The organism is Microvirga terrae, from assembly GCF_013307435.2.
In the GTDB taxonomy this organism is placed as follows: Bacteria; Pseudomonadota; Alphaproteobacteria; order Rhizobiales; family Beijerinckiaceae; genus Microvirga; species Microvirga terrae.
The window spans coordinates 5,068,800-5,093,474 of record NZ_CP102845.1; the positions used below are offsets into that span (position 1 = coordinate 5,068,800).

Annotated in this window: 19 protein-coding genes; 14 read left to right on the forward strand and 5 right to left on the reverse strand. The window is 63.7% G+C overall.

Annotated features, from left to right (window positions below; translation table 11 throughout):
• The first annotated feature begins 1 nt into the window (after position 1).
• The 11 genes from HPT29_RS23735 to HPT29_RS23785 all read left to right on the forward strand — a co-directional run bounded on the left by HPT29_RS23735 (position 2) and on the right by HPT29_RS23785 (position 14,732).
• Positions 2-601: a chemotaxis protein CheW gene (locus HPT29_RS23735; RefSeq protein WP_173949433.1), complete on the forward strand. Its 600-nt coding sequence runs from the start codon at positions 2-4 to the stop codon at positions 599-601.
• Between the two features lies 1 nt (position 602).
• Entirely contained in the window at positions 603-2,279 is a 1,677-nt protein-coding gene (locus HPT29_RS23740) for a methyl-accepting chemotaxis protein (RefSeq protein WP_173949434.1), read from the forward strand.
• A 28-nt stretch (positions 2,280-2,307) separates the two neighbouring features.
• Positions 2,308-4,500, forward strand: a complete 2,193-nt coding sequence (locus HPT29_RS23745) for a hybrid sensor histidine kinase/response regulator (RefSeq protein ID WP_173949435.1) — start codon at positions 2,308-2,310, stop codon at positions 4,498-4,500.
• Between the two features lie 10 nt (positions 4,501-4,510).
• Positions 4,511-5,587, forward strand: a complete 1,077-nt coding sequence (cheB, locus tag HPT29_RS23750; RefSeq protein WP_371823230.1) for a chemotaxis-specific protein-glutamate methyltransferase CheB — start codon at positions 4,511-4,513, stop codon at positions 5,585-5,587.
• A complete protein-coding gene (locus HPT29_RS23755; protein ID WP_173949437.1) occupies positions 5,584-7,305 on the forward strand; it encodes a response regulator in 1,722 nt (573 codons plus the stop codon). Before cheB ends, HPT29_RS23755 begins: the two co-directional genes overlap by 4 nt.
• 17 nt (positions 7,306-7,322) lie before the next feature.
• Positions 7,323-9,221, forward strand: a complete 1,899-nt coding sequence (locus HPT29_RS23760) for a response regulator (protein WP_259060324.1) — start codon at positions 7,323-7,325, stop codon at positions 9,219-9,221.
• 238 nt (positions 9,222-9,459) lie between these two features.
• Positions 9,460-11,061: an ABC transporter substrate-binding protein gene (locus HPT29_RS23765; RefSeq protein ID WP_173949439.1), complete on the forward strand. Its 1,602-nt coding sequence runs from the start codon at positions 9,460-9,462 to the stop codon at positions 11,059-11,061.
• 65 nt (positions 11,062-11,126) lie between these two features.
• Positions 11,127-12,137, forward strand: coding sequence for an ABC transporter permease subunit (locus HPT29_RS23770; RefSeq protein WP_173949440.1), 1,011 nt, complete (start codon positions 11,127-11,129; stop codon positions 12,135-12,137).
• Entirely contained in the window at positions 12,134-13,048 is a 915-nt protein-coding gene (locus HPT29_RS23775; RefSeq protein WP_173949441.1) for an ABC transporter permease subunit, read from the forward strand. The genes HPT29_RS23770 and HPT29_RS23775 overlap by 4 nt, the downstream gene beginning before the upstream one ends.
• 2 nt (positions 13,049-13,050) lie before the next feature.
• Positions 13,051-13,908, forward strand: a complete 858-nt coding sequence (locus tag HPT29_RS23780) for an ABC transporter ATP-binding protein (RefSeq protein ID WP_173949442.1) — start codon at positions 13,051-13,053, stop codon at positions 13,906-13,908.
• Positions 13,905-14,732 carry an ABC transporter ATP-binding protein gene (locus tag HPT29_RS23785; RefSeq protein WP_173949443.1) on the forward strand — a complete coding sequence of 276 codons (828 nt, stop codon included), beginning with the start codon at positions 13,905-13,907 and terminating at the stop codon, positions 14,730-14,732. Before HPT29_RS23780 ends, HPT29_RS23785 begins: the two co-directional genes overlap by 4 nt.
• 6 nt (positions 14,733-14,738) lie before the next feature.
• Here HPT29_RS23785 and HPT29_RS23790 read toward each other — a convergent pair whose 3' ends face one another.
• On the reverse strand, positions 14,739-16,757 hold the full coding sequence (locus tag HPT29_RS23790) for an AI-2E family transporter (protein WP_173949444.1): 2,019 nt from the start codon (positions 16,755-16,757) through the stop codon (positions 14,739-14,741).
• 193 nt (positions 16,758-16,950) lie between these two features.
• Here HPT29_RS23790 and HPT29_RS23795 point away from each other — a divergent pair, with 193 nt between their 5' ends.
• Together HPT29_RS23795 and HPT29_RS23800 are read left to right on the forward strand one after the other, a co-directional pair.
• Positions 16,951-17,742, forward strand: a complete 792-nt coding sequence (locus HPT29_RS23795; protein WP_247654744.1) for a dienelactone hydrolase family protein — start codon at positions 16,951-16,953, stop codon at positions 17,740-17,742.
• Between the two features lie 42 nt (positions 17,743-17,784).
• Positions 17,785-19,863: a M3 family metallopeptidase gene (locus HPT29_RS23800; protein WP_173949445.1), complete on the forward strand. Its 2,079-nt coding sequence runs from the start codon at positions 17,785-17,787 to the stop codon at positions 19,861-19,863.
• Positions 19,864-19,891: 28 nt separating this feature from the next.
• Here HPT29_RS23800 and HPT29_RS23805 read toward each other — a convergent pair whose 3' ends face one another.
• The 4 genes from HPT29_RS23805 to HPT29_RS23820 all read right to left on the reverse strand — a co-directional run bounded on the left by HPT29_RS23805 (position 19,892) and on the right by HPT29_RS23820 (position 23,309).
• Positions 19,892-20,068 (reverse strand): hypothetical protein, encoded by a 177-nt coding sequence (locus HPT29_RS23805; RefSeq protein WP_173949446.1) that lies wholly within the window; start codon positions 20,066-20,068, stop codon positions 19,892-19,894.
• Between the two features lie 87 nt (positions 20,069-20,155).
• Entirely contained in the window at positions 20,156-21,157 is a 1,002-nt protein-coding gene (locus HPT29_RS23810) for an aldose epimerase family protein (protein WP_173949447.1), read from the reverse strand.
• 5 nt (positions 21,158-21,162) lie between these two features.
• A complete protein-coding gene (locus tag HPT29_RS23815) occupies positions 21,163-22,041 on the reverse strand; it encodes an SMP-30/gluconolactonase/LRE family protein (protein ID WP_173949448.1) in 879 nt (292 codons plus the stop codon).
• Between the two features lie 74 nt (positions 22,042-22,115).
• Positions 22,116-23,309: an amidase gene (locus tag HPT29_RS23820; RefSeq protein WP_173949449.1), complete on the reverse strand. Its 1,194-nt coding sequence runs from the start codon at positions 23,307-23,309 to the stop codon at positions 22,116-22,118.
• A 156-nt stretch (positions 23,310-23,465) separates the two neighbouring features.
• On the opposite strand from HPT29_RS23820, the gene HPT29_RS23825 reads away from it, so the two are divergent.
• Positions 23,466-24,671, forward strand: a complete 1,206-nt coding sequence (locus HPT29_RS23825) for an ABC transporter substrate-binding protein (RefSeq protein ID WP_173949450.1) — start codon at positions 23,466-23,468, stop codon at positions 24,669-24,671.
• The last annotated feature ends 4 nt before the right edge of the window (positions 24,672-24,675 follow it).

Sequence of the window (24,675 nt, forward strand, 5' to 3'; positions counted from 1 at the left end):
CATGGCGAGATCGGTGCGTCGCAAGCTGAGGCAGATTGAACGGGCCCGGATTCGAACCGTTGAAGAGCGCACGCAGCAGATCTTCGACGAGCGGACGGAACGTCTCGCGGCTCGAAGGGATGCAGCGGACAGTCCGGCGGAAGCTTTACCCCGCGCCCTGATATGCGGCGCAAGCCGGGAGCGTTTCGGTCTTCCGATCGATGCCATCGCGGAGGTTCTGCCGCCTCAAAGCTGCATGCCCGTTCCCGATGGACCGCCGGCTCTGGTTGGCTTGTTCGGGCGGAGCGGCAGGCTTGTGAGCGTGATCGATCTTGACCTAGCCCTGGGCCTCGAACCCACCTCTCCGGATTACGAGAACCATCATTTCGTCCTGCTGCGTCGTGAACACCCGCAAGTCGCCCTCCGGGTCGAGCGGGCCTACGCCGTCGCGGACGTTCTTCCGCTAATGGGAGAGGAGGCTGCAAGCTTCCGCAACGACGCCGTCACCGGGTATGGCAAGGTCCAGTCCGAGGATGCGGATCGCGAGGAAACACTCTCCCTTCTCGATGTCGAGGGCCTCTTGCGCCCCTTCCTGCCTGCAGCTTCTGTTCCTGGAGTCTAACGTGACGATCTCGATCGCCAATCGCATTCTTCTCGGCTTCGCCGTCATCGTCGCGCTGATGATCGGCCTCGGCATCTATGCCATCAATCAGCTCGACGACGTCCGACAGTCGACTGAGACGATCGTGACACGCGATCTCGCCTTGATGCGTCAGATTGAAGATCTCGGCGATCTGCAGAACAACATGCGTGGACTACGGGAGGAAATCCTCTCCCGCTTCTACCTGCGCTCCCTCGGGCAGCAGCAGGCAGCCGGGGACGATCTGGCGCGCTCCTGGGAGCAGCAGGCCGCCGCAGCCGAAGCCTCGATGGCGCAGGCGCTTACAACCGTGAACGATTTCGCCGCGCGTTCGATCACCTCCCAGAGAGCGGAAGCCTGGCGTCGCATCACCGAGATCCTCAACCGTGCCAGTGGAGACCTGCGCCAGCTCCGCTCATCGACGGAAAGGCAGTTCGCAGCAGAGCAGAGCAACGATCTGGCAGGGGTGGCGGCGACACAGAACGCTCTGAACGCCAGTCGCGAGTCCTGGAACAGAAACCTGGTTCAAGCCCGTAGCGTCCTGGGCGAAGCGATCACGATCGGACAGAAACGGATCGGTGAAGTCTACGAGCAGAGCCGGATGTCGATCATCCTGGCCGTGGCGGGCGCTGCGCTTCTGAGCATCCTCATCACGTACGCCCTGCGCTCGTCCATCACGGGACCGCTCGGCGTCTTCATGAACTTCGTCGAGCGGGTTGGGCGGGGCGAATTGGGGGGCCAGATGGCAGTGACGGGCAAGGACGAGATCGGCCATCTCGGCGCAACCCTCAATACCATGGTCGAGGGCCTACGTCAGCTTGCCCAGCAGAGCCGCGAGGCGACAGAGAACCTGAACGCGGCAGCTGCGGAGATCCGTGCCTCGACCCAGGAGCAGGCTGCGTCGGTCGAAGAGCAGTTGGCAGCCGTTCAGGAAACCGCTGCGACCGTAGACGAGATCACGCATTCCGGTACCCAGATCGGCAAGCGTGCGCAGGAAGTCATCGCATCCGCGCAGGCTGCTGCGCAGACCAGCATCTCAGGATTGCAGGCTGTGGAGGAAACCGCACGTGCAATGGATGCGATCCGCGAGCAGGCGGAGGCGGTTGCGGAAAACATCGTCGCTTTGAGCGAGAAGACGCAGGCCGTCGGCGAGATCATCGCGTCGGTCAACGACATTTCCGAGCGCACGCATCTTCTCGCCCTCAATGCAGCCATCGAAGCCGCTGCAGCGGGCGAGAACGGGCGCAGCTTCGCAGTGGTCGCGTCTGAGATGAAGACTCTTGCCGATCAGGCCAAGGATGCGACCCTGCAGGTGCGCTCGATCCTGGGTGACATTCAGCGCGGCATCAATTCGTCCGTCATGCTCACGGAGGAAGCGGTCAAGCGCGTTGCCGCCGGCAAGGAGCGGACGGACATCACACAGCAAACCATCACCGGGATCTCCGGCCAGATCCAGGAGAGCGTCCAGACCTTCCAGCAGATCATCGCCTCGACGAACCAGCAGCAACTCGGCATCGAGCAGGTGATGGGCGCTCTCCAGAACATCCGTCAAGCCAGCCAGCAGACCGCCGCCGGCACGCGCCAGCTCGATACGGCAGCCGCCAACTTGTCCAGCCTTGCGCAGCAGCTGCTCGGCCTCGCCGAGCGCTATCGTCTGTAAGCGGCTGAGCGATGGAGAGCCCCCTATCGTGACGGATATCCGCAAGCAGCTGCTGGCAGCCTTCGAAGCGGAGCACCGCGAGCATCTTCAGGCGATCCGAACGGCCCTCGACCACATGGGCGGCGGGGAAATCGACCTGACGGACGTCTTCCGGCGGGCGCACAGTCTCAAAGGCGCCGCCCGCGCCGTCGACCTGCCGTCCGTGGAGGAGGTCGCACACCAACTCGAAGCGCTCTTTTCCCACGTGCTCGACGGGCAACAATCCCTGGACGAACCGACCGTCGCGACGGTGCGGCAAAGCCTTGATCTCATCGAAGATCTCGTTGCGAACGTCCTGAAGCCGGAACCCACACAGGCGGTGTCGACTCCGGCGCCAAACCCGGCATCGCTCGCATCCGAACCGAGAGCTCCCACGACAGACGCCGCCGATGCCGGCTCAGGGTCTTATCTTCGCGTTTCTGCTGAACAGATGGAGGAACTCTCCGATTCCATGCACCAGCTTTTGGCAGAGCTTCAAGCCGATGCGGGAATCGATGACGCGTTGCGGCAGATCGAGTTGGAGATCCGCGGCCTGAGGAGGAGCTGGGATCACCTACACGCACAGGTGAATGCCCTGGCATCTCCAACGCAGCAGAGCCGCGGCGGACCATCCTTCCTCCCGCGCTTGCGCGATTTCGATCAAGGTCTGAAAGCATTGTTTCGCAGGGTGTCTGCCCTGTCACGCGACAGACGGCAGTCCAGCTGGTCGGTCGAGCAGGCCGCCCGTCAGGTCCGCGACAATATCGACCGTGTTTCCCTGGTCTCGGCGGAAACGGTTTTCGGCGGATTCGGCCACATGGTGCGCGAGATCGCGCGCAAAGCCGGCCGGGATGTGAACGTGCGCAGCATCGGCCTCGACGTCCAAGTGGACCGGCAGGTGCTTCAGGCCCTCAAGGATCCCGTGATGCACCTCTTGCGCAATGCGGTGAGCCACGGGGCCGAGCCGCCGGATGAGCGAAGAGCCAAAGGCAAGCCCGAGCGGGCCGAGGTGACCCTTGAACTCGCCTCCCGTGGCGGACGGCTTGCCATCAGCATTCGTGACGACGGGCGCGGCCCGGATCTCCGTCGGATCGAGCGGGTCGCCGTCGATCGAGGGCTGCTTCAGCGCCGCGATCTGGGCCATCCACCGCCCATGATCGACCAGTTGCTCTCCCTTGTCTTCACGCCTGGCTTCTCGACTGCGGACGAAGTCGATCGGCTATCGGGCCGGGGGATCGGCCTCTCCGTCGTCGCTGAGGCTGTCCGAAAGCTGCAGGGTTCCGTTCTCCTCCGGCCGCGCTACCCACATGGAACGGAGGTTCTGCTGAACGTTCCCCTCACGGCGGCGCGCCAGCCGCTTCTCCTGTTGGAAGCCGAGGAGCGGATGTTCGGCCTGCCCTCCCATGCGGTGGAGCGCCTCCTGCGGCTGCCTGCCAATGCGCTAGAAAGCGTGGAAGGCCGCCCCACGGCGCGGATCGAGATCGGGGGGCAGGACGTTGTCGTTCCAGTCGTCACCCTGGCAGCCCTGACAGGATCTCCGAATGCCCCCCTCCCCTCCGAGGCAGGACACGTGAAGGCCGTGCTCGTCCGCCATGGTTCGCGCTCTTGCGCGCTCGCCGTCAATGCATTCCATGATGTCCGTACGATGCTGGTTAGCGATGTCCAAGCGATCGGGCTGACCGAACTGGTCTCAGGCACCACGTTTCTCGACAATGAGCTGCCGGCTCTCGTCCTGAGTCCGGACAAGTTGGTCGAGCACTGGATACGGAACGAGAGCAGGCTTGCAGCGGGCGGTTTGGGAATCGCCCATCGGGCTCCCGAGGAGGAGCGCCGAGCAAGGTCAATTCTCGTGGTCGACGATTCCATCACGACGCGCACCCTCGAGAAGAGTATCCTGGAAGCCCAGGGTTATGAGGTTCTCCTCAGCGTTGACGGAATCGATGCCCTTCACGTGCTGCGCTCGGGTGAGGCCATGGTCGATCTCGTGATCGCCGATGTGGAGATGCCCCGCATGGACGGCTTCAGTCTGCTGCAGGCGATCAAGAACGACCCGCGGCTGTCGACCCTTCCCGTGATCCTCATGACGTCGCGCGCGGACCCCGAAGATGTCCGCAGGGGTCTCGATCTGGGCGCGAGCGCCTATATTACCAAGCAGAAGTTCGATCAGCGCGAGCTCTTGGCGACGATCGGGCAGGTATTGTGAGTGTCAGGCGATGAGTATGGCGTCTCCTTCGCGGATCCGGGTAATGGTCGTCGAGGATTCTCTCGTCGTCCGGCAGCTGCTCGTCCATATCATCGCCAGCGATCCTCGCCTCGTGGTCGCCGCGGCCGTCGGCTCCGCCGAGGAGGCGCTGCGGGAAATCGGTCGCGTGCAGCCTGACGTTGTATCGATGGATATCCGCCTTCCGGGGATGGATGGGTTGGAGGCGACGCGCCGGATTATGTCGGAGCACCCGACGCCGATCGTCGTCATCGCCGACAGCATCGAGGATTCCTCTCTCAAGATCTCCATGAATGCGCTCCGGGCCGGCGCACTCACGGTGGTGGAGAAGCCTGTCGGCCTCTCGAGTGACGGCTACGCAGGCATCGCCAGCACCATCTGCACTCAGCTCTATATCATGAGCCAGGTGCCTGTGGTGCGGCAGCGCTCGTTCGCACCCTGGCGGGAGAGGAGCACCGCTTCGGCTTCCGGACGCGATCCCGAATGGAGTGCGATGCGCCCGAGCATCATGGGGATCGCCGCCTCCACAGGCGGTCCGCCCGCTCTTGCCAAGGTCCTGAGTGCTTTCCCTGAAGACTTTCCACTGCCGATCCTCCTCGTCCAGCACATGGGGGCTCCGTTCATGGAGGGCTTCGCCTCGTGGCTGAACGGGCTGATGCCTTTGAAAGTCCGCTTGGCGCAGGACCAGGAGATCCCGACGGCCGGCCATGTCTATGTGGCCCCCGGCGACCGGCATCTGCTGCTGTCTCCTGCGGGCACCCTGAGGGTGAGCGGCGAGCCACCTCTAAGCAATCAGCGGCCGTCCGCCACCATGCTGTTCCAGTCGATGGCGCGATCGGCAGGACGACGAGGGCTCGGGGTCATTCTCACCGGTATGGGGGAAGACGGCGCGCAGGGCCTCGTCGAGTTGCGTCAGGCGGGGGGCTTTGGGCTGGCGGAGGATGAGAGCACCGCCGTAGTCTATGGCATGCCGGCCGCTGCGGCCCGGATGGGCGGCGTCAATGTGAGCCTGCCTCTCGACCTGATTGCCCCCCGGATCCTAAGGCTCGCGCGAGGAGACGGTGAATGAGCATGGGACCCCTTGCGCAGGCCGCCTCCATCCTCCTGGTGGAAGATTCCGAAACTCAGGCCCTGCAGTTGCGTCACATGCTCGAGACGAACGGCTTCAGCGTCTCCTGGCGTTCCACGGCCGAAGCAGCCCTCGATAGTCTGAACGAGAAGCTGCCCGACCTCGTCATCGCCGATTACCATCTGCCCGGCATGAACGGAGACGAGTTGACCCGCCAGATGCGCCTCAACGTGCGCACGCGTGCGATCCCTGTGATCATGCTGACCGAAGCGCGGGAACGGGGCGTCGAGCGCCAGGGCCTGGAAAGCGGGGCGGATGCATACATCTCGAAATCCGCCGAGCAGGAACTGATCATCCTGCGGATCAAGGCTTTGCTGCGCCGGCGTTCGTCTCCCTTGGGCGACTCCAGGGACGAGCGGGAATCGCCGAGCTTCGGCACCTTCCGCCGGGCTTGCATCCTGATCATCGACGACAGCCTGACACACCGGACCTACCTCCAGAACATGCTGGCCCATGAAGGCTATGCCGTGACCCCGGCCGCGGAGCCGGTCGATGCCCTCCGGCTGGTTCGCGCGCCGGATGCCACGTGGGACTGTATTCTGGTCGATCTGCTGAGCCCAGGCTTCGATGGAATCGAATTGTGCCGCCAGCTCAACCTCTATCGCGGTCTCGGGTCGTTGCCGGGCACGGATGCGCCAAGCTTTTCCGTTGTCGGTTTGGGCAATGAAGAGGGCGGGGATCTGCTTGCGCGTGCTTTTGCGGCTGGCGTGGATGACATTGTTCCCTCTACGGTGGAAGCCGATGTGATGCGCGTGCGCATCCGTGCCCTCGTCCGGCGCAAACTGATGCAGGACGAGAATTGGCGGATCGAGGCGGAACTGCGCGAGCGCGAACTGGCTCTCGCAAAGGCGCGGGCGGAGGCCGCCTCGGCGGAAGCGTTGGCCAAAGCCAACAATGAGCTTGCTGAAGCCAACGATCTCCTGAAAGGCACCCAGGCACAGCTGGTTCAGGCGGCCAAGATGGCTTCCCTCGGGGAACTGGTGGCGGGTATCGCCCATGAGATCAACAATCCGCTTGCCTTCATTCAGGCGCATCAGGGAACCGTGGAGAGGCTACTTGCCGAAATCGCCGCGAGACTCCCTCCAGAGGCAGGACTCGAGAGGCAGGTGCAGAAGTCGCGCGATCGGGTCGCCGCAATGAAGCTCGGCCTTGCCCGCATCCAGGAACTCGTGCTCAACTTAAGACGATTTTCCCGTCTGGACGAGGGTGACTTCCAGACCGTCAATGTTCCGGAGTCCATTGAGACCGTCCTGGCTCTCCTGGGCCACAAGCTTGGCACCCGGATCGACGTACGCCGCCATTACAACGCCGTCCCCGACCTGTACTGCTCACCAGCTCTTCTGAACCAGGTCGTCATGAACATCGTCGGCAATGCCGCCGATGCGATCAAGGGAACCGGCGGCATAGACATTGAAACTGAGAGCAACGAGACAACCTATACCATCAAGATCAGCGATTCGGGGCCGGGCATTCCGGGGGAATTGCGGGAGCGCATCTTCGAACCGTTCTTCACCACTAAGCCCGTTGGGTCTGGAACTGGACTCGGCCTGGCTATCGCTTATAGCGTCGTTCAGGCCCACAAAGGGTCGATTGCCGTGGATTCAGGCTCTCCGGGAGGCGCCCGCTTCACGATCACGATCCCGAGGCATACTGTTTGATGACCTTGTCGAGCGAGATGACTGCAACCAATGGTACGATCCTGGTCGTCGACGACGAGCCGGACATCCTGATCGCGCTCGAAGATCTATTCGAGAACGACTATCGGGTTCTGACGGCCTCATCGCCGGTCCAAGCGCTCGACATCATCCGTCACGAGCCCGACATCGCCATCATCATCTCGGATCAGCGCATGCCCGAGATGCAGGGTGACGAGTTCCTTGCCAAGGCCCGCCATGAGACCGATGCCGATGCGATCCTTCTCACCGGCTATGCGGATCTCAAAGCGGTCATCGGTGCGGTGAACAAAGGCCGGATCATGGCCTATGTTCCAAAGCCCTGGGATCCAGCCGCCCTCTCGAACATGGTCGCTGCGGCCTACCAGCGGCGCGTGCTGGCCCGTAAGCTCGATACGGAGCGCGCACTCCTGCGCGGGCTGATGGAAAGCACGGGCGACCTCATCTCGTTCAAAGATCTGGACGGGCGTTTTGTCCGCCTCAACGCCAGCAAGGCACGAAGCCTCGGCTGCCATTCGGAGGATTGCCTGGGGCGTAAGGAGCGGGACTACGTGGCACCGGAGCGAGCCACGATGATCGAGGAGGCGGAGCGGCGAGCGATCGCGGCACGAGCTCCCGATGAAGTGTTCGAGGAGCGGATTGCTCCCGACGGTACGACGCAATGGTTCCTGATCAATCACATCCCGATCCTCAACGAGGCGGGAAGTGTTACCAATCTCGCCACCATCGAGCGCGACGTCACCGAGCGTAAGCTGATGGAGATGCGTCTGCGGCAGGCGGACAAGATGCAGGCCCTGGGCACGCTTGCCGGCGGCGTCGCACACGATTTCAACAACCTCCTGATGGCCGTCCTCGGAAGTCTGGATCTCGCCTCGCGCCGTGCACCCGACGACCCCCGGTTGACCCGGCTGCTGCAGAACGCCACCTATGCGGCGGAACGCGGCGCCTCCCTGACCCAGCGGCTGCTCAGCTTCAGCCGCCAGCGCGACCTGCGGCTGCAGACCGTGGACGTGAACCAGGTCATCACCGGCATGGATGACCTTCTGACGCGAACGCTCGGCGGCGTCATCCGGATCGAGCGGCGTCTTCACGATGGTCTCTGGGCGGCCACGGTCGATCCGGATCAGCTCGAACTCGCGATTCTCAACCTGTGCATCAATGCTCGTGATGCCATGGCCGAGAATGGGATTCTCACGCTCTCGACCCGCAACGAGACGATGGACGAGGGACGGATCCCCGAATTGAGCGGAGGTGAGTACGTGGTGATCTCCGTCACGGACACCGGCAGCGGCATTCCGCCGGAGGTGCTGACCAGGGTGCTCGAGCCGTTCTTCACCACCAAGGAGGTCGGCAAAGGAACAGGTCTCGGCCTCCCGATGGTCTATGGGCTGGCCCAGCAATCCGGCGGCACGGTCACGATCCGAAGCAAGGTCGGAGAAGGGACGACGGTCGAGCTATACCTGTCCCGGGCGGTCGTCGAGCCTGAGAAGGGGGGCCAAGTCAAAGAAGCCGTTGCGGCGGACTCCCCTAGGGTGCGCATCCTGCTCGTCGATGACGATGCGGAAGTGAGAACCGTGACCGCTGCCTATTTGACCGAAATGGGACATAGGGTTGTTGAAGCTGCGGACGGATCATCGGCCCTCGACATCCTGAAGGCGGACAATCACCTCGACCTCCTCATCGCTGATTTTGCAATGCCCGGCATGACGGGAACCGACTTGGCAGATCAGGCTCGCGAAATTCGGCCCAATCTGGGGATCCTGCTCGTGACCGGGTATGCTGATCCCAAACGGCTCCCGGAGAGCTATCTGATGCTCCACAAGCCCTTCAGCCGCGCCGACTTGGCAATCAAGGTAACCGAAGCGGCCCGCCGCGGGCAGGATCAAAGCCTCTCCGCCTGAGAGAGGCATCCGGGGCGGGTTGTGCACAGTCGCTCTTGAGCAAATTTGGCCGAAAACGGCCCGAAATCGCGGAAAGTTGACGCTTCGCCCCCGATTTTGGCTGCCTTCGAGATCGAAAATGGTTAATTTTCTTTAAAAGTTATCCATTGTTGCATGGACAGATTGACATTATCGGGGCTTCGCACCTTAACTCCGTCACAGAACGGCCACGAGTAGAGCCGTCTCAGAGGACTAGGTAATGAAAAAATCAGCCCTTTTCGCAGCCATCTGCGTTCCGGCCTTCCTGGCCGCCGCTCCGCTGGCCGCCAAAACCCTCGTCTACTGCTCCGAGGGCAGCCCGGAAAACTTCTATCCCGGCATCAACACTACCGGTACGTCCTTCGACGTGAACGAGCACATCTACGACAACATCGTGGATTTCGAGCGCGGCGGCACCCAGGTGGTCCCGGGCCTCGCCGAGAAGTGGGACATTTCGGCTGACGGCACGGTCTACACCTTCCACCTGCGCAAGAACGCCAAGTTCCACTCCAACAAGAACTTCAAGCCGACCCGCAACCTGAACGCCGACGACATCGTGTTCATGATCGAGCGTCAGTGGAAGGAAGACAATCCTTACTTCAAGGTGACGAGCCCGAACCATTCCTACTTCACCGACATGGGCATGCCGTCGCTGCTGAAGTCGGTGGAGAAGGTGGACGACTACACCGTCCGCATCACGCTCAACCGGCCCGAGGCCCCCTTCCTGTCGAACCTGGCCATGCAGTGGGCCGGCGTCCAGTCGAAGGAATACGCCGATGCCATGATGAAGGCCGGCACTCCGGAGAAGATCGACCAAGAGCCGATCGGCTCGGGCCCGTTCTATCTGGTTCAGTACCAGAAGGACGCCATCGTCCGCTTCAAGGCCTTCCCAGAATATTGGGGCGGCAAGGCGAAGCTCGACGATCTCGTGTTCGCCATCACCCCGGATGCCTCCGTCCGCTGGGCGAAGCTCCAGAAGGGCGAATGCCACGTCATGCCGTATCCGAACCCGGCTGACCTCGAGGCCATGAAGAAGGATCCGAACGTCACGGTCATGGAGCAGGCTGGCCTCAACATCGGCTACCTCGCTTACCAGACCACGAAGAAGCCCTTCGACGACGTTCGTGTCCGCAAGGCCTTCAATATGGCCATGAACAAGAAGGCGATCGTCGACGCCGTGTTCCTCGGCTCGGGCGTTCCCGCCACGAACCCGATCCCGCCCTCCATGTGGTCGTACAACAAGTCGATCAAGGACGACGAGTACAACCCTGAAGCGGCCAAGAAGCTCCTGGCCGAGGCCGGATACCCCAACGGTCTCGAGACCGACCTCTGGGCCATGCCGGTTCAGCGCCCCTACAATCCGAATGCGCGCCGCATCGCCGAGCTCATGCAGGCCGACCTCGCCAAGATCGGCGTGAAGGCTGAGATCAAGAGCTTCGAATGGGGCGAGTACCGCAAGCGGGCCCAGGCCGGCGAGCATCAGATGGCTCAGCTCGGCTGGACCGGCGACAACGGTGATCCGGACAACTTCCTGCACACCCTGCTCGGCTGCGCCTCGGCGCAGAGCGCTTCGGGTTCGAACATCGCCAAGTGGTGCTACAAGCCGTTCGACGATCTCGTCACGAAGGCGAAGGTCGTGACGAACCAGGCCGAGCGCACCAAGCTCTATGAAGAAGCTCAGAAGGTCTTCAAGGAGCAGGCTCCGTGGTTCACGATCGCTCACGCCGTTCAGCTGAAGCCGGTCCGCAAGGAAGTCGTGGATTTCAAGCTCTCGCCGTTTGGCCGCCACACCTTCTACGGCGTGGACCTCAAGGGCAAGTAAGCTAATCCCTTCAACCCTATGGCGGAGCGGCTTTTCGAGCCGCTCCGCCTTTTTATGTTCAGACGATGCTCAGATTCATTTTGACCCGCGTCAGCCTGATCATTCCGACCTTCATCGGGATCACGCTGCTGGCCTTCTTCCTGATCCGCCTGGTGCCGGGCGATCCAATCGAAACACTCGCCGGCGAGCGCGGCATCGACCCCGCCCGCCACGAACAGCTCCGTAAGGAATACGGCTTCGACAAGCCGATCATCGTTCAGTATGGGATCTACCTCACGCGCGTTCTGCAGGGCGATCTCGGCAAGTCGATGATCACGCAGGAGCCCGTCATCAACGAGTTTTCGTCGCTGTTCCCGGCGACGGTCGAACTGGCGCTCTGCGCCATCATCTTCGCTCTCGTGTTCGGTCTTCCGGCAGGCATCATTGCGGCCATCCGACGAAATTCTATCTTCGATCACGGCGTGATGGGCATATCGCTGACCGGCTACTCCATGCCGATCTTCTGGTGGGGCCTCATCCTCATCCTCGTGTTCTCGGTGCAGTTCGATCTGACACCCGTCTCGGGCCGGATCGACGTCCTCTATTACATCGAGCCGATCACGGGCTTCCTGCTGATCGACACGCTGCTGTCCGATGAGCCGGAGGCCTTCTGGTCGGCGGTGAACCACCTGATCCTGCCCACCATCGTTCTCGGCACCGTGCCCCTGGCGGTGATCGCCCGCATGACCCGCTCGGCCATGCTGGAAGTGCTCGGTGAGGACTACATCCGCACCGCCAAGGCCAAGGGCCTCCCGCGGCTCCGGATCGTGGCTCTGCATGCCCTGCGCAACGCCCTGATCCCGGTCGTGACGGTGATCGGCCTGCAGGTAGGCGTGCTGTTCACCGGCGCCATCCTGACCGAAACCATCTTTTCCTGGCCCGGTGTCGGCAAATGGCTCATCGATGCCATCTTCCGGCGCGATTATCCGGTGCTGCAGGGCGGTGCCCTTCTGCTGGGCGTTGTCGTCATGAGCGTGAATCTTCTCGTCGATCTTGCCTACGGGCTTATCAATCCTCGCATCAGGCATACGCGATGACCACTGAAACCATGGAAGCTCCGGCCGTCGCCGCTCCCACGGCCACCCCTCCCCACCCCCTCCGCGAGTTCTGGAGCTACTTCAGCGCCAATCATGGAGCCGTTGCCGGCCTCGTCGTGATCGTCGCGGTCGTGCTCGTGGCGCTGCTCGCCGACGTGCTCGCGCCTCACTCGCCCTATGTCACTGACACCTCCATCGCCCTGAAGCCTCCGTTCTGGCAGGAGGGTGGCTCGCTGGCCTATCCCCTCGGGACGGACCCGATCGGACGGGACATCCTCTCGCGCATGATCTACGGCGCGCGGCTGTCGCTTCTCATCGGCATCGTGGTGGTGACGATCTCCATCGTGTTGGGCACCGTGCTCGGCCTCGTCGCCGGGTTCTTCCGGGGCCTGACCGAAATTTTCATCATGCGCCTGATGGACATCGTCCTTACCCTGCCGAGCCTCCTGCTCGCCATCGTGATCGTGGCGGTTCTGGGCCCGGGCCTGATGAACGCCATGCTGGCGGTAGCCCTTGTGATCCTGCCGCATTACGTGCGCTTGGCCCGCGCAGCGGTGATCACCGAGACCTCCAAGGACTATGTGACGGCCGCCCGCGTGAGCGGGGCGGGAACGTTGCGCCTGATGTTCAAGGAGGTGCTGCCGAACTGCACCGCTCCGCTGATCGTGCAGGCGTCGCTCGGAATCTCGACCGCCATTCTGGACGCAGCGGCGCTCGGGTTCCTCGGCCTCGGCGCGCAGCCCCCGTCTCCGGAATGGGGCACCATGCTGGCGGATGCCCGCGAATTCGTGCTCCGAGCCTGGTGGGTCGTGACCTTCCCTGGCCTGGCCATCCTGATCACGGTGCTTGCCTTCAATCTTCTGGGCGACGGCCTTCGCGACGCCCTCGATCCGAAACTGAAGAGGTCCTGACCATGGCACTTCTCGAAATCGAGAACCTCGTCGTTGAGTTCCAGACCTCAGCCGGCATGTTCCGGGCGGTCGACGGCGTCTCGCTCAAGGTCGACGAGCGCGAGGTTCTGGCCATCGTCGGAGAATCCGGCTCGGGCAAATCCGTGTCGATGCTCGCCGTCATGGGTCTCCTGCCGTGGACGGCCAAGGTGACCGCCGACAAGATGACGTTCAACGGCCGCGATCTTCTGCGGATGTCGGATTCCGAGCGCCGCAAGATCGTCGGCAAGGACATTGCGATGATCTTCCAGGAGCCGGTCGCAAGTCTCAATCCATGTTATACGGTCGGCTTCCAGATCGAGGAGGTCCTGCGTTTCCACCTCGGTCTCGGACGGTCGCAGCGGCGCGCGCGGGCCATCGAGTTGCTGACTGCGGTCGGTATTCCCAATCCTGCCGAGCGGCTGAACTCGTTCCCGCATCAGATGTCGGGTGGCCAGTGCCAGCGTGTGATGATCGCGATGGCGATCGCGTGCAATCCGAAGCTGCTGATCGCCGACGAGCCGACCACGGCGCTCGACGTCACGATTCAGAAGCAGATCCTCGACCTTCTCGTGAAGCTTCAGGCCGAGCACGGCATGGGCATGATCATGATCACCCATAACATGGGTGTGGTCGCGGAGACGGCCGACCGTGTCGTGGTCCAGTACAAGGGCCGCAAGATGGAAGAGGCGGACGTGCTGTCGCTGTTCGAGAACCCGCGCAGCAACTACACGAAGGCCCTCCTGGCCGCGCTGCCCGACAATGCGACGGGCGACCGCCTGCCGACCATTGCCGATTATTTCAAGGACGGAAGCGAGATCGCCGGAGCGGCCGTATCATGAGTGTTGTTCTCGAAGCTCGAAATATTGTCCGGGACTATCATGTCGCCGGCGGCCTCTTCTCCAAAGGAAGGACCGTTCACGCCGTCAAGGGCGTGAGCTTCACGGTGGACAAGGGCAAAACCCTTGCCATCGTTGGCGAGAGCGGGTGCGGGAAATCCACGCTCGCGCGCATTCTCACCCTGATCGACCCGGCAACCTCCGGCGATCTCTTCATTCAGGGGAAAAAGGTCGATATTGCGAAGGGAGATCTCACGAAGGACCTTCGGCGCGAAGTGCAGATCGTGTTCCAGAACCCCTATGGCTCGCTCAACCCACGCCAGAAGATTGGCGATGTGCTGGGCGCGCCACTGGTGATCCACGGCAACGTTCCGGCGGACGAGCGCCGCGATCGCGCCATGGCCATGCTGAAGAAGGTCGGCCTCGGCGAAGAGCATTACAACCGCTACCCGCATATGTTCTCCGGCGGTCAGCGCCAGCGCATCGCGATTGCCCGAGCCCTGATGCTCAATCCGAGCCTGCTCGTTCTCGACGAGCCGGTTTCGGCGCTCGACCTTTCGGTCCAGGCTCAGGTACTGAACCTGCTGGCCGATCTCCAGGACGAGTTCAACCTCACCTACGTCTTCATCAGCCACGACCTTTCGGTGGTCCGCTACATCGCCGACGAGGTGATGGTGATGTATTTCGGCGAGGCCGTCGAATACGGCACGCGCGACGAGGTGTTCTCCGATCCGAAGCACGACTACACCAGGACGCTCTTCGCGGCCACGCCGCGCGCGGATCCTGCGAGCATCAAAGCGCGGCTGGCACGCAAGCGGGCCGCCTGAGAGCGCTCATGCCGGCAACGGCAGCCGCCTGGCTGCCGTTGTCTCTTCGACGGCGGGTGTGTTGGCCGGTTCCAGGACCTTTTCCTCGCCACTCGCCGCCTTCAGGCATTGCACCACCGCATCCCTCAGAGACGAGACGTAGTAGTTGGCGCCGAGCGTGGCGCGCATCGTCTCGCTTTTCAGCACGGCATCCTCTGCCGGCCAGAGACCGACCAGGGTCGGGGCTTTCGCCTTCTGCTTCAGACGCCGCAGAAGATAGCGCAGATGGGCCGGCGTGCCGCTGATCTCCAGATAGCTGATGCAAACCATCTGCACGTTTGTCATGTCGAGATTGAAGATCTCCCGGCGCGACACGGCCGAATGCGGGATGACACGGGTGCCGAGCCCATGCTTGTTCAGGAGTTGCGAGAGCATCTCGGAGGCCGCTTCATCGAGCGGCCCGCGGCCGGCAACGCACAGGATGGCGCCATCGGCTCGCCAGGCATCGGGGATGTTGCCCTCAGGCGGGATCGGAGGCACAACCGCCGGCTCCTTGTTGGCAGGCTTCTCGCTGGCGGGCGCCGCGACCGGATCGTCCTTGGTCTCGTGCGGATGAGGATCCACATCGTCGTGGGGAGCGAGATCCTGCACGAGGGCCCGGATCACGTCCTTGACCTGATCGAGCTGGCGCTGGGTGAGGACGCCACGGGTCGCATCGTTGGCGGCGAGTTGTAGCCCTCGCAGCGCGACCTCGTCGTAATAGGACGTCAGTGAGCGCTCCTTCAGCAGAAGCTCCGCCGAGTCCAAAGCCTCATCCGGATCGCCCGCCAGCATGCGCTGGTACAGGTTCTCCGCGGGTGTCAAGGCTGGCCTGTCGCCCAAAAGGACGTCGAGGAACTCCAGACGCTCCACATGCCGGCCCAGCACCACGAGGCAGAGGGTCAGGGGCGTAGCGATGAGGAGGCCCACGGGGCCCCAGAGCCACGTCCAGAAGATCGCCGAGATCACGACCGAGAAGGGCGAGAGGCCTGTGCTCTGCCCGTAGACGATGGGTTCGATCACATGGCCCATGAGGGGTTCCCCGATCAGGAACAGGGCCAAGGCCATGAGCGCCATGGACCAGCCGGGATCGACCGCGGCGGCCAGGAGGATCGGAGGCAGGGCCGCGAGGAACGAGCCGATATAGGGCACGAAGCGCATCAGTGCCGCGAAAACGCCCCACAGGACCGGGCTCGGCACGCCGATCGCCCACAGGCCGAGGGCCGCAACGACGCCGAAGGAGGTGTTCAGGGCGAGCTGGGTCAAAAAGTACCGGCTGAGCCGGCGGGCCGCATCGTCCATGGCCACGGTCGTGCGATGGAGATCACTCGCCCCGAACAGGCGGATCATCCGGTCGCGCAGATCCTCCCGCTGCATGAGGATGAAGACGAGAACCACGAAAACGATGCCCATGGTGGCGAGCGGTTCCAGCACTGGAAGCAGCACGTCTCGAGCCATCTGCATCGGCGTGGGCTCGGGTTCATGGACCTCGACTGGAAGAGGGCCGGTTTCCTGAGGCTCCGGTGCCGCTGCCGTAGGAGCCGGTGACGCGGGAGCCTGGCCGGGCGGCGGCTCCGCAACGGCCCGATCGAAGCGGCGGCCGAAATCCTTCAGGAGGCTCGGCAGCTTCCCGAGCGTTCCCTCGCGCAGGGACCCGATCTTCGTTTCGATCGTGGTCTGATAGCGTGGCAGGTCGCTGGCGAGACCTGCCAGCTGGAAGCCGATGACGGTACCGAGAGAGATGATGATTCCAAGGGCCACGAGCACCGCGATGATGACGGACGGCACGCGGCCGAGGCGCCATCGGCGTAGGACCTCGACGAAGGGCGCCAGCACGAAGGCGAGCAGGATCGCCATCACGACAGGCAGGAAGACATCCTGTCCCACGTAGAGGGCGGCCAGCACCACGACCCCGACGGCCAAGGTCATGAGGCCCGAGAGGCCTGGAACACCGGGAGGTTCGATCTCCGTCTCCGTGGGGGGCGTGGTGTTGGGGCCAGGACGCATTCGAGGGATCTCTGCTGAGTCGCGAGACACTCTCGCCGACGTGCAAACAACGCCCTCGATGGGCAAACGATCCTTGAGCGTAGCAATATGGCCCGACAGCTGGCGCGAAGCTGGGACCTTTTGCCATCTGCAAGCGCGGGTATCCGGCCCCCATCTCGTCGGGACCCCGCCGGATCCCCGACCCTCGATACCCATGCCGCTTACCCGACGCAATCTCCTGATCGGTGCAGCCCTGGCTGCCTCTCCGACTGCCCACGCCCTCCAGAGCAAGCCGAGCGCAATGCCCGTCATCACCCAGCGAAACAGTTTCAAGAGCGGCGGCAAGGCCATTGCCGTCGAGACGTTCCAGACGGACGTGTCCGCCCCCCGTCCAGCCGTCCTCATGCTGCATGGTGCAGACGGCCTGAGCTATAATGGCCAATACCGGGAGGGCGCGCGCGACGTCGCGGCCGCCGGCTACCAGGTTCATCTCGTCCATTATCTCGATCGCACCGGCGAAAGGAGGGCCTCGTTCAGCACCCTGTTCCAGAACTTCATGCCCTGGATGAGCACGGTTCAGGATGCGCTCGCCTTCGCGGCAGGTCATCCAGGCGTCGACCCGCACCGGATCGGCATCGTCGGGATCTCGCTCGGAGCTGCGCTGGGGCTTGCGGCCGCGAGCACAGACTCGCGCGTGAAGGCCCTGGTGAACTACTTCGGACCGTTGCCGCAGGGTGCGATCGCCACGACGTCCAGGCTGCCGCCGACCCTAGTCCTGCACGGCTCCGCCGATCCAATCGTCCCGGTGGCGAACGCCTACGCGGTCGAGGCGCTCCTGCGCCAGCAGCACGTGCCTTACGAGATCAAGGTCTATCCCGGACAGGGCCACGGCTTCAGGGGCGCGGCGGAAGACGACGCGACGGCGCGATCCTTGGCGTTCCTCCGGCGGCATCTCGTCGGCACGGCGGCTCCGGCAGGCGCGGGCCCTCTTCCCGCAGACGGATGACGCGATTAAGACTAGGCCCTTGATTCAGAGGCAGGAGCGATCATGACGGCTTCAGACGCGGCTCTCGCGGGCAATCCCCTTCTCACGCAGTGGACCACGCCCTTCGGCATTCCTCCCTTCGAGAGCATCGCGCCGGACCATTACAGGCCAGCCTTCGAGACGGCGCTTGCCGAACAGCAGGCGCAGATCGCCGCCATAGCCGGGCATGCGGAGGAGCCCACCTTCGCCAACACCATCGAAGTGCTGGAGACGAGCGGGCAGGCGCTGAAGAAGGTTGGCGGCGTGTTCTTCAATCTGGCCGGCTCGCATACCAACGACGCAATTCAGGCGGTGGAACGCGAGATGGCGCCGGTCCTCGCCAAGCACCGCAACAGCATCTTCATGAACGAGGCGCTCTACAGGCGCGTGGCAGCGCTCTACGAGAAGCGCGACAGTCTTGGACTCTCAGACGAGCAGGCTCGCGTCCTTGACCGCTACCACACCATCTTCGTGCGCGCCGGAGCGAAGCTCGGACCAGACGACAAGAAGCGGCTCGCCGCCATTACCGAGCGGCTCGCCAGCCTCGGCACGCAGTTCTCGCAGAACGTCCTAGCCGATGAGAAATCCTATCAACTCGTCCTCGACGGCGAGGCCGATCTCGACGGACTGCCGTCCTTTCTCCGCGAGGCGGCCGCGCAGGCTGCGGAGGAGCGCGGGCTGAAGGGCAAGCATGTGATCACCCTCTCCCGGTCGAGCATTGAGCCCTTCCTGCAATTCTCCAAGCGGCGCGACCTGCGCGAGCAGGCCTTCAAGGCCTGGGCGTCCCGCGGCGACAACGGAGATGCGACCGACAACAAGGCGATCATCGCCGAGACGGCGGCCCTGCGGGCCGAGCGCGCAAAGCTTCTTGGCTATGAGACGTTCTCCGCCTTCAAGCTCGCCGACACGATGGCCAAGACGCCCGACAACGTGCAGAAGCTGCTGAACGACGTCTGGACGCCGGCGATCGCCCGCGCCAGGGAGGAACGGGACGATCTGCAGTCGCAGGCACAGGCGGTCGGCGACAATATCGTCATTGAACCATGGGACTGGCGCTATTATGCGGACCAGGTCCGCATGGCCCGTCACAACCTCGATGAGGCGACCATCAAGCCGTACTTCCAGCTCGACCGGATCATTGAGGCGTCCTTCGAGACGGCGCAGCGGCTCTTCGGCCTCAGCTTCGAGGAGCTGAAGGATTTCCCGCGCTATCACCCGGACATCCGCGCCTGGCAGGTCGTGGATGCGGACGGCAATCACATCGGCACCTTCATCGGGGATTATTTTGCCCGCCCGTCCAAGCGCAGCGGCGCCTGGATGAGCGCCTTCCGGTCGCAGGAAAGGCTCACCGGAGACATCCGGCCGATCATCGTCAACGTGATGAACTTCGCCAAGGGCGCCGCAGGCGAGCCGTCGCTCCTGAGCTTTGACGATGCCCGCACGTTGTTCCACGAATTCGGCCATGGCCTGCACGGCCTGCTCTCGAACGTGACCTACCCGCTGCTCGCGGGCACGGCCGTCTCGACGGATTTCGTGGAGCTGCCGTCGCAGCTCTACGAGCACTGGCTCTCGCAGGCGGATATCCTTCGTCGTTACGCCATTCATTATCGGACCGGCGAACCGCTGCCGGAGGATTTGCTCGAGCGCCTCATGGCCGCGCGCAATTTCAACCAGGGCTTCGCCACGGTCGAGTATCTGGCCTCGGCTTTCGTCGACCTCGCGCTGCACCGGCGCCAGGATCTGAACAATTTCGACGTCTCGGCCTTCGAGACGGAGACACTGAAGTCCATCGGCATGCCGCGCGAGATCATCATGCGCCATCGCACGCCGCACTTCACGCACGTGTTCTCCGGCGACGGCTATTCCTCGGGCTATTACAGCTATCTCTGGTCGGAGGTTCTGGACGCGGACGCCTTCACCGCCTTCGAGGAGACGGGCGACGCCTTCAACAGGGACATGGCGGACAAGCTGAAGCGCTTCATCTATTCCGCGGGCAACCTTCGCGACCCGGCCGAGGCCTATAAGGCCTTCCGCGGGCGCCTGCCCACGGCAGACGCCCTTCTCGCCAAGCGCGGATTGGCTGCCGTGGTCGGAGATGCGTGAGCGTGGCCGGCGGGCCTGCAGCGGCCCGTCACACCGACCCTGTCGCGAGCTCCCTTGACCGTTTCAGGGCGTAGAAGCGGATCTTGACGACGCGGGACGCTTCTTTGGGCGGCGCCTGCGGCGTCGGGACAGGACGCAGAACGCTCTTCAGGAAAGCCGCTCCCTTCGGATCGATCTCCAGGGCTTTCGCATCGAGCACCGGCATGAGGGACTGTCCCTTCTTGGTTCGTGTCGGACCGGAAACGCAACGCCTACAAAGAAGAACAATTCTGTTACAGCAAAGTTCCCATGGTCAGCCGGCAAACCGGAGTTCGCTCACCTGCCGTGACACCTGGCCGGGCGGCAGGATAGACGATGGAAAATGGGCTTTATTGGGGCTGTCGGGGAAACGCTGCGGCTCAAGGCAGAGCCCGCCATGGCGCCCGTACTGGGCATCCCCCAGGCCTTTGACCGGGATGTCGATCAGATGGCCGTCATAGAACTGGACGCCGGGCTCCGTGGTCCACAATTCCATGGCGAGACCGTTCCGGCGTGAGGCGAGGGTCGCGGCATGCCGAAGCTCGCCATAGGATCCGCGCAGAACATAGTTGATGTCGTAGAGCGTGTGCTGAGTCCCGTGGACCGGCCTCGGTGCCGTGAAATCATAGTCGGTTCCTGCAACTGCCGTGATTTCCCCCGTCGGAATGAGATCGGAGCGAGTGGGCGTGATGAAATCCCCTGCGATCATCAGTTCGTGCGAGGAGATGTCGGGGCTGCCGTCCAGGTTGAAATAGCCGTGCGTGGTCAGGTTGACGGGCGTGGGCTCGTCGCTGGTCGCCTCGAGGGCGATCCGAAGGCGCGATCCGGGCAGGATCGTATAGATGCAGGTCGCCACAAGGCGGCCCGGATAGCCCATGTCGCCATCCTCGGAGACGAGTCCTAGGGTCAGGCTCCTCGCGCTGTGGTCGAGGATGGTCCACAGGCGCGTGCCGAATCCGGTCGTGCCGCCGTGAAGCTGGTTCTCGCCTTCGTTGGCATCGAGTCGCCAGGTCTCGCCGTTCAAGGTGAATTGCGCCTTCCCGATGCGGTTGCCGTACCGCCCTACGATGGCGCCGAAATAGGGAGAATGGGCGACGTAATCCTCGATGGAATTGAGACCCAGCACCACGCGCTGTGAGCCCCCGGCCAGGCGCACCGTCAGATCCCGCACCACGGCGCCCCATGTGAGAACCTGCATGGCCATGCCGTCGGGTCCCTCCAGGGAGACCTGGAAGACATCCTGACCATTGAGGGTGCCGAAACGTTCGATCGTCATGATTTCTACCCCTCGAAGATGTGCGCCTGCAGGCCACGGATACCGGTTTCGACCTTGAAGAGATGACCGGCCATCACGTCGATATGCGGATCGCGGCCGATGGCAGCCGTGGTGATGTAGAGCGTGGTCAGATCCGGCCCACCGAAAGCGCATTTCGTCACCTGGGCCGTTGGAACCGGCACAATGCGCTCTACCGACCCGTCCGGCGCGAAGCGCGTGACGCGCGAGGCGCCCCAGTGGCAGACCCAAACATGGCCCGCCGCATCGACCGCCATGCCGTCCGGATGGGCCCATCCCTCCTCGAAGCGGACGAAGGGTTGCGGAGCGCCGATCTTCCCCCCCTGGGCGTCCAGAACATAAACTGTTCCGTCGATGGTATCGGTCGCATAGAGCCTTTGCCCGTCGGGGCTGAAGGCCGGTCCGTTGGTGACGATGATGCCGGAATGGAACTGCGTCAGTTCCTTGCCGTCCCAGCGCCAGAAGGCGCCGGAGCCCTCCTTCTCCTCGTCGTCCATGGTGCCGAAATAGATGGCGCCGTCCGGCCCAACGTGACCGTCATTGATGCGGTTGTTCGGCTTGTCGCTGTCGGGGGACGCGAGGGGCTGCACGTCGCCGGTCCTGAGGTTGAACCGGGCAAGGCCCGACTTGAATCCGGCGATGACCACGTCCTCATCGGGCGTCAGCGCGATGAAGCCCACCCGCTCGGGCGCGTCGACGCGGAAATGCTCCTTCGTTTCGGGATGGTAGCGCCAGACGCCTGGGTTCTTGATGTCGACCCAGAAGAGCGTGTTCGAGCGGTGGTCCCAGACCGGTCCCTCTCCCAGGACGCAGGCGCTCGCGACCGCCACATGGGGCGTTTCCGGATGAACGGATGGATGTGTCATGATTTTCCCCCTTGTGAGGCGGTGTGTGCTTCCCCGCTCCTGCCGGTAACTCCGGCCGCGCGGGATGGGTCCCATCAGTCGGTTGCGCTGTCTGCAATTCGCTGCGCCAAGGCGACGAGGCTCATGTCCGAGCCGGCAGGCCCCATGAGCGACAGCCCCAGCGGGGCACCCGAGCGCGAGGCCAGCGGGATCGAAACCTGGGGCAGCCCCGACAGGACCGACAGGCAGAGCAGATTCAGGGCATTGTTGCGATAGTCGTTCAGCGCCTCGTCGCTCTCCGAGAGCAGCGGCGCGACGTCCGGCATGGTCGGCAGAATCAGCACGGCATCCTGGGCGAGAAGCGCACCGAACCGTTTGCGGAACGCCGCCCGGATCACCTGGGCTTCCGTCACCTGGGCGTCGGTCACCGCTTGCGAGAACGCGAACCGGTCGGCTACGCCCGGACCGAGAGGTGGCCTGTAACGCTCGATCATCGGACCGTCGACGGTCCAGGCTTCCCGGCTCTGGATGTAGCGCATCGTCCAGTAGAGCGCCGTGAAGCCTCCCGCCGCCACCTCGACCGGCTCCGGCGTGCCCAGCACGGCCTCCGCCCGGCGCAGGGCTGGCGCCAGCGCCTCCTGCACGTCATTGTCGAGCAGAGCGAACGCATCCTGGGCCAGGAGCACCCGCGGGCTCTGCGGCAGGGGATGGCTGTCAGGGCCGAGCAGGACCTCGCCGACCCTGACGAAGGTGGCACCGTCGCGGGTGAAGTAACCGCAGGTGTCGAAGGAAGGTGCCAGATCATGGCAGCCTTCGAGGCTCACGCGCCCATGGGTCGGCCGGATGCCGAAGAGGCCGCAATGGCTGGCCGGGGCCCGGACCGAGCCTCCGGTGTCGGTGCCGAGGGCAAAATCACACAAGCCGTTCGAGACGGCCGCCGCAGATCCCGAGGACGAACCGCCGGGAATGCGGTCGGGCGCTCCGCCGTTCACCGGGGTGCCGAAATGGGCGTTCTTGCCGCTCATGGAAAAGGCCAGTTCGTCGGTGATCGTCTTGCCGACGAGGCGGGCGCCCGAATCGAGGAGCTTCTGCACCGTGGGAGCGGTCCGGGACTTGATGCCAGACATGGCCAGCATGTGGGGGGATCCCGCACTGGTGGGATAGCCCGCCACGTCGAACAGGTCCTTTGCCGCGAAGGTCAGGCCCGACAGGGGACCGTTCGGGGCATGAGGGACTGGAACGGTCGGGTAAGGCATGAAAGCATGGGCAGGATCGCGGTCGAGGAGCATGGGACCTGTCGGTGTTCAAGGAACGAAGGCGGCGAATGTGTCATTGCCCCCCGGGCTCAAGCAAGGCAGGAATTCATGAAGCTTGGCAATTTGGGCTTTCTTCGTACCTGGATTGGCCCTAAATCCACCCAGACTCTCGATGGCAAGGAACGCGCAATGGTGAAGATTTCCGCGATTCGCTCGCTGGCCCTCGGCGCAGTGCTCGCGCTCGGAGCACCGGCGGTCCACGCGCAACAGGCCCCGATCAAGATCGGCGAGTTGAATTCCTACGCCCGGCAAGCGGCCTTCACGGTTCCCTACCGCAATGGCTGGCAACTCGCGCTCGACGAGATCAACGGCAAGGGCGGCGTTCTCGGCCGCAAGATCGAGATCGTTTCCCGGGAGGACGGCGCCACGACCGGTGACGCCACCCGCGTGGCCGACGAACTCGTGACCCGTGAGGGTGCGGTTCTCCTCTTCGGGTCGTTCCTGTCCAATGTCGGCGTCGCGATGGCCGATTACGCCAACCAGAAGAAGATCGTCTATATCGCGGCCGAGCCCCTGACCGATGCCATCACGATGGCACAGGGGAATCGCTACACCTTCCGCATCCGGCCCAACAACACCATGCAGGTGGGCATGCTGGTCGATCAGGCGAAGGCCTCGGGAGCAAAGCGCTGGGCCATCGTGGCGCCCAATTACGAGTATGGCCAGTCGGCCGCGCAGGCGTTCAAGCGTCTCATCCAGGAGCGCGTGCCCGGCGCGCAGATCGTCGTCGAACAATATCCGGCGCTCGGCAAGATCGAGGCCGGCGCGACCGTCTCCGCGATCGAACAGGCCAAGCCCGACGGCATCTTCAACGTGCTCTTCGGCCCGGATCTCACCCAGTTCGTTCGCGAAGGCAACACCCGCGGGCTCTTCGAGGGCGCGACGGTCCTCTCGCTCCTCACCGGGGAGCCCGAATGGCTCCTGCCCCTGAAGGACGAGGTGCCGGAGGGCTGGACCGTGACAGGCTATCCCTGGGACCAGATCACGGAGCCGAAGCACAAGGCCTTCGTCGATGCCTACCGGGCCAAGTACAACGACACGCCGCGCCTCGGCTCGCTCCTCGGCTACATGGTCGTGTACATGATCCGCGATGCCATCGAGCGTGCAGGCTCCACCGAGACCGAAGCCGTGATCAAGGCGCTCGAGGACGCCAAGTTCGACACCGTCATCGGGCCCGTCACCATGCGCGGCATCGACAACCAGTCCAGCATGGGCGCCTGGGTCGGCAAGCTCGTGCTCAAGGGCGCCGCCGGCGGCATGACGGACTGGTTCTACAAGGACGGCACGTCGTTCATGCCGACCGAGGCCGAGGTGAAGGCGGTGCGGAAGGACTAGAGGA

Excerpts from the sequence above, each read along its gene's own strand:
- HPT29_RS23785 (WP_173949443.1), top strand. The coding sequence starts at position 13,905 with ATGAGTGTTGTTCTCGAAGCTCGAAATATTGTCCGGGACTATCATGTC.
- HPT29_RS23765 (WP_173949439.1), top strand. The coding sequence starts at position 9,460 with ATGAAAAAATCAGCCCTTTTCGCAGCCATCTGCGTTCCGGCCTTCCTG.
- HPT29_RS23780 (WP_173949442.1), top strand. The coding sequence starts at position 13,051 with ATGGCACTTCTCGAAATCGAGAACCTCGTCGTTGAGTTCCAGACCTCA.
- HPT29_RS23790 (WP_173949444.1), bottom strand. The coding sequence starts at position 16,757 with ATGCGTCCTGGCCCCAACACCACGCCCCCCACGGAGACGGAGATCGAA.
- HPT29_RS23795 (WP_247654744.1), top strand. The coding sequence starts at position 16,951 with ATGCCGCTTACCCGACGCAATCTCCTGATCGGTGCAGCCCTGGCTGCC.
- HPT29_RS23770 (WP_173949440.1), top strand. The coding sequence starts at position 11,127 with ATGCTCAGATTCATTTTGACCCGCGTCAGCCTGATCATTCCGACCTTC.
- HPT29_RS23755 (WP_173949437.1), top strand. The coding sequence starts at position 5,584 with ATGAGCATGGGACCCCTTGCGCAGGCCGCCTCCATCCTCCTGGTGGAA.
- HPT29_RS23800 (WP_173949445.1), top strand. The coding sequence starts at position 17,785 with ATGACGGCTTCAGACGCGGCTCTCGCGGGCAATCCCCTTCTCACGCAG.
- HPT29_RS23810 (WP_173949447.1), bottom strand. The coding sequence starts at position 21,157 with ATGACGATCGAACGTTTCGGCACCCTCAATGGTCAGGATGTCTTCCAG.
- HPT29_RS23820 (WP_173949449.1), bottom strand. The coding sequence starts at position 23,309 with ATGCTCCTCGACCGCGATCCTGCCCATGCTTTCATGCCTTACCCGACC.
- HPT29_RS23760 (WP_259060324.1), top strand. The coding sequence starts at position 7,323 with ATGACTGCAACCAATGGTACGATCCTGGTCGTCGACGACGAGCCGGAC.
- HPT29_RS23805 (WP_173949446.1), bottom strand. The coding sequence starts at position 20,068 with ATGCCGGTGCTCGATGCGAAAGCCCTGGAGATCGATCCGAAGGGAGCG.
- HPT29_RS23825 (WP_173949450.1), top strand. The coding sequence starts at position 23,466 with ATGGTGAAGATTTCCGCGATTCGCTCGCTGGCCCTCGGCGCAGTGCTC.
- HPT29_RS23735 (WP_173949433.1), top strand. The coding sequence starts at position 2 with ATGGCGAGATCGGTGCGTCGCAAGCTGAGGCAGATTGAACGGGCCCGG.
- HPT29_RS23815 (WP_173949448.1), bottom strand. The coding sequence starts at position 22,041 with ATGACACATCCATCCGTTCATCCGGAAACGCCCCATGTGGCGGTCGCG.
- cheB (WP_371823230.1), top strand. The coding sequence starts at position 4,511 with ATGAGTATGGCGTCTCCTTCGCGGATCCGGGTAATGGTCGTCGAGGAT.
- HPT29_RS23775 (WP_173949441.1), top strand. The coding sequence starts at position 12,134 with ATGACCACTGAAACCATGGAAGCTCCGGCCGTCGCCGCTCCCACGGCC.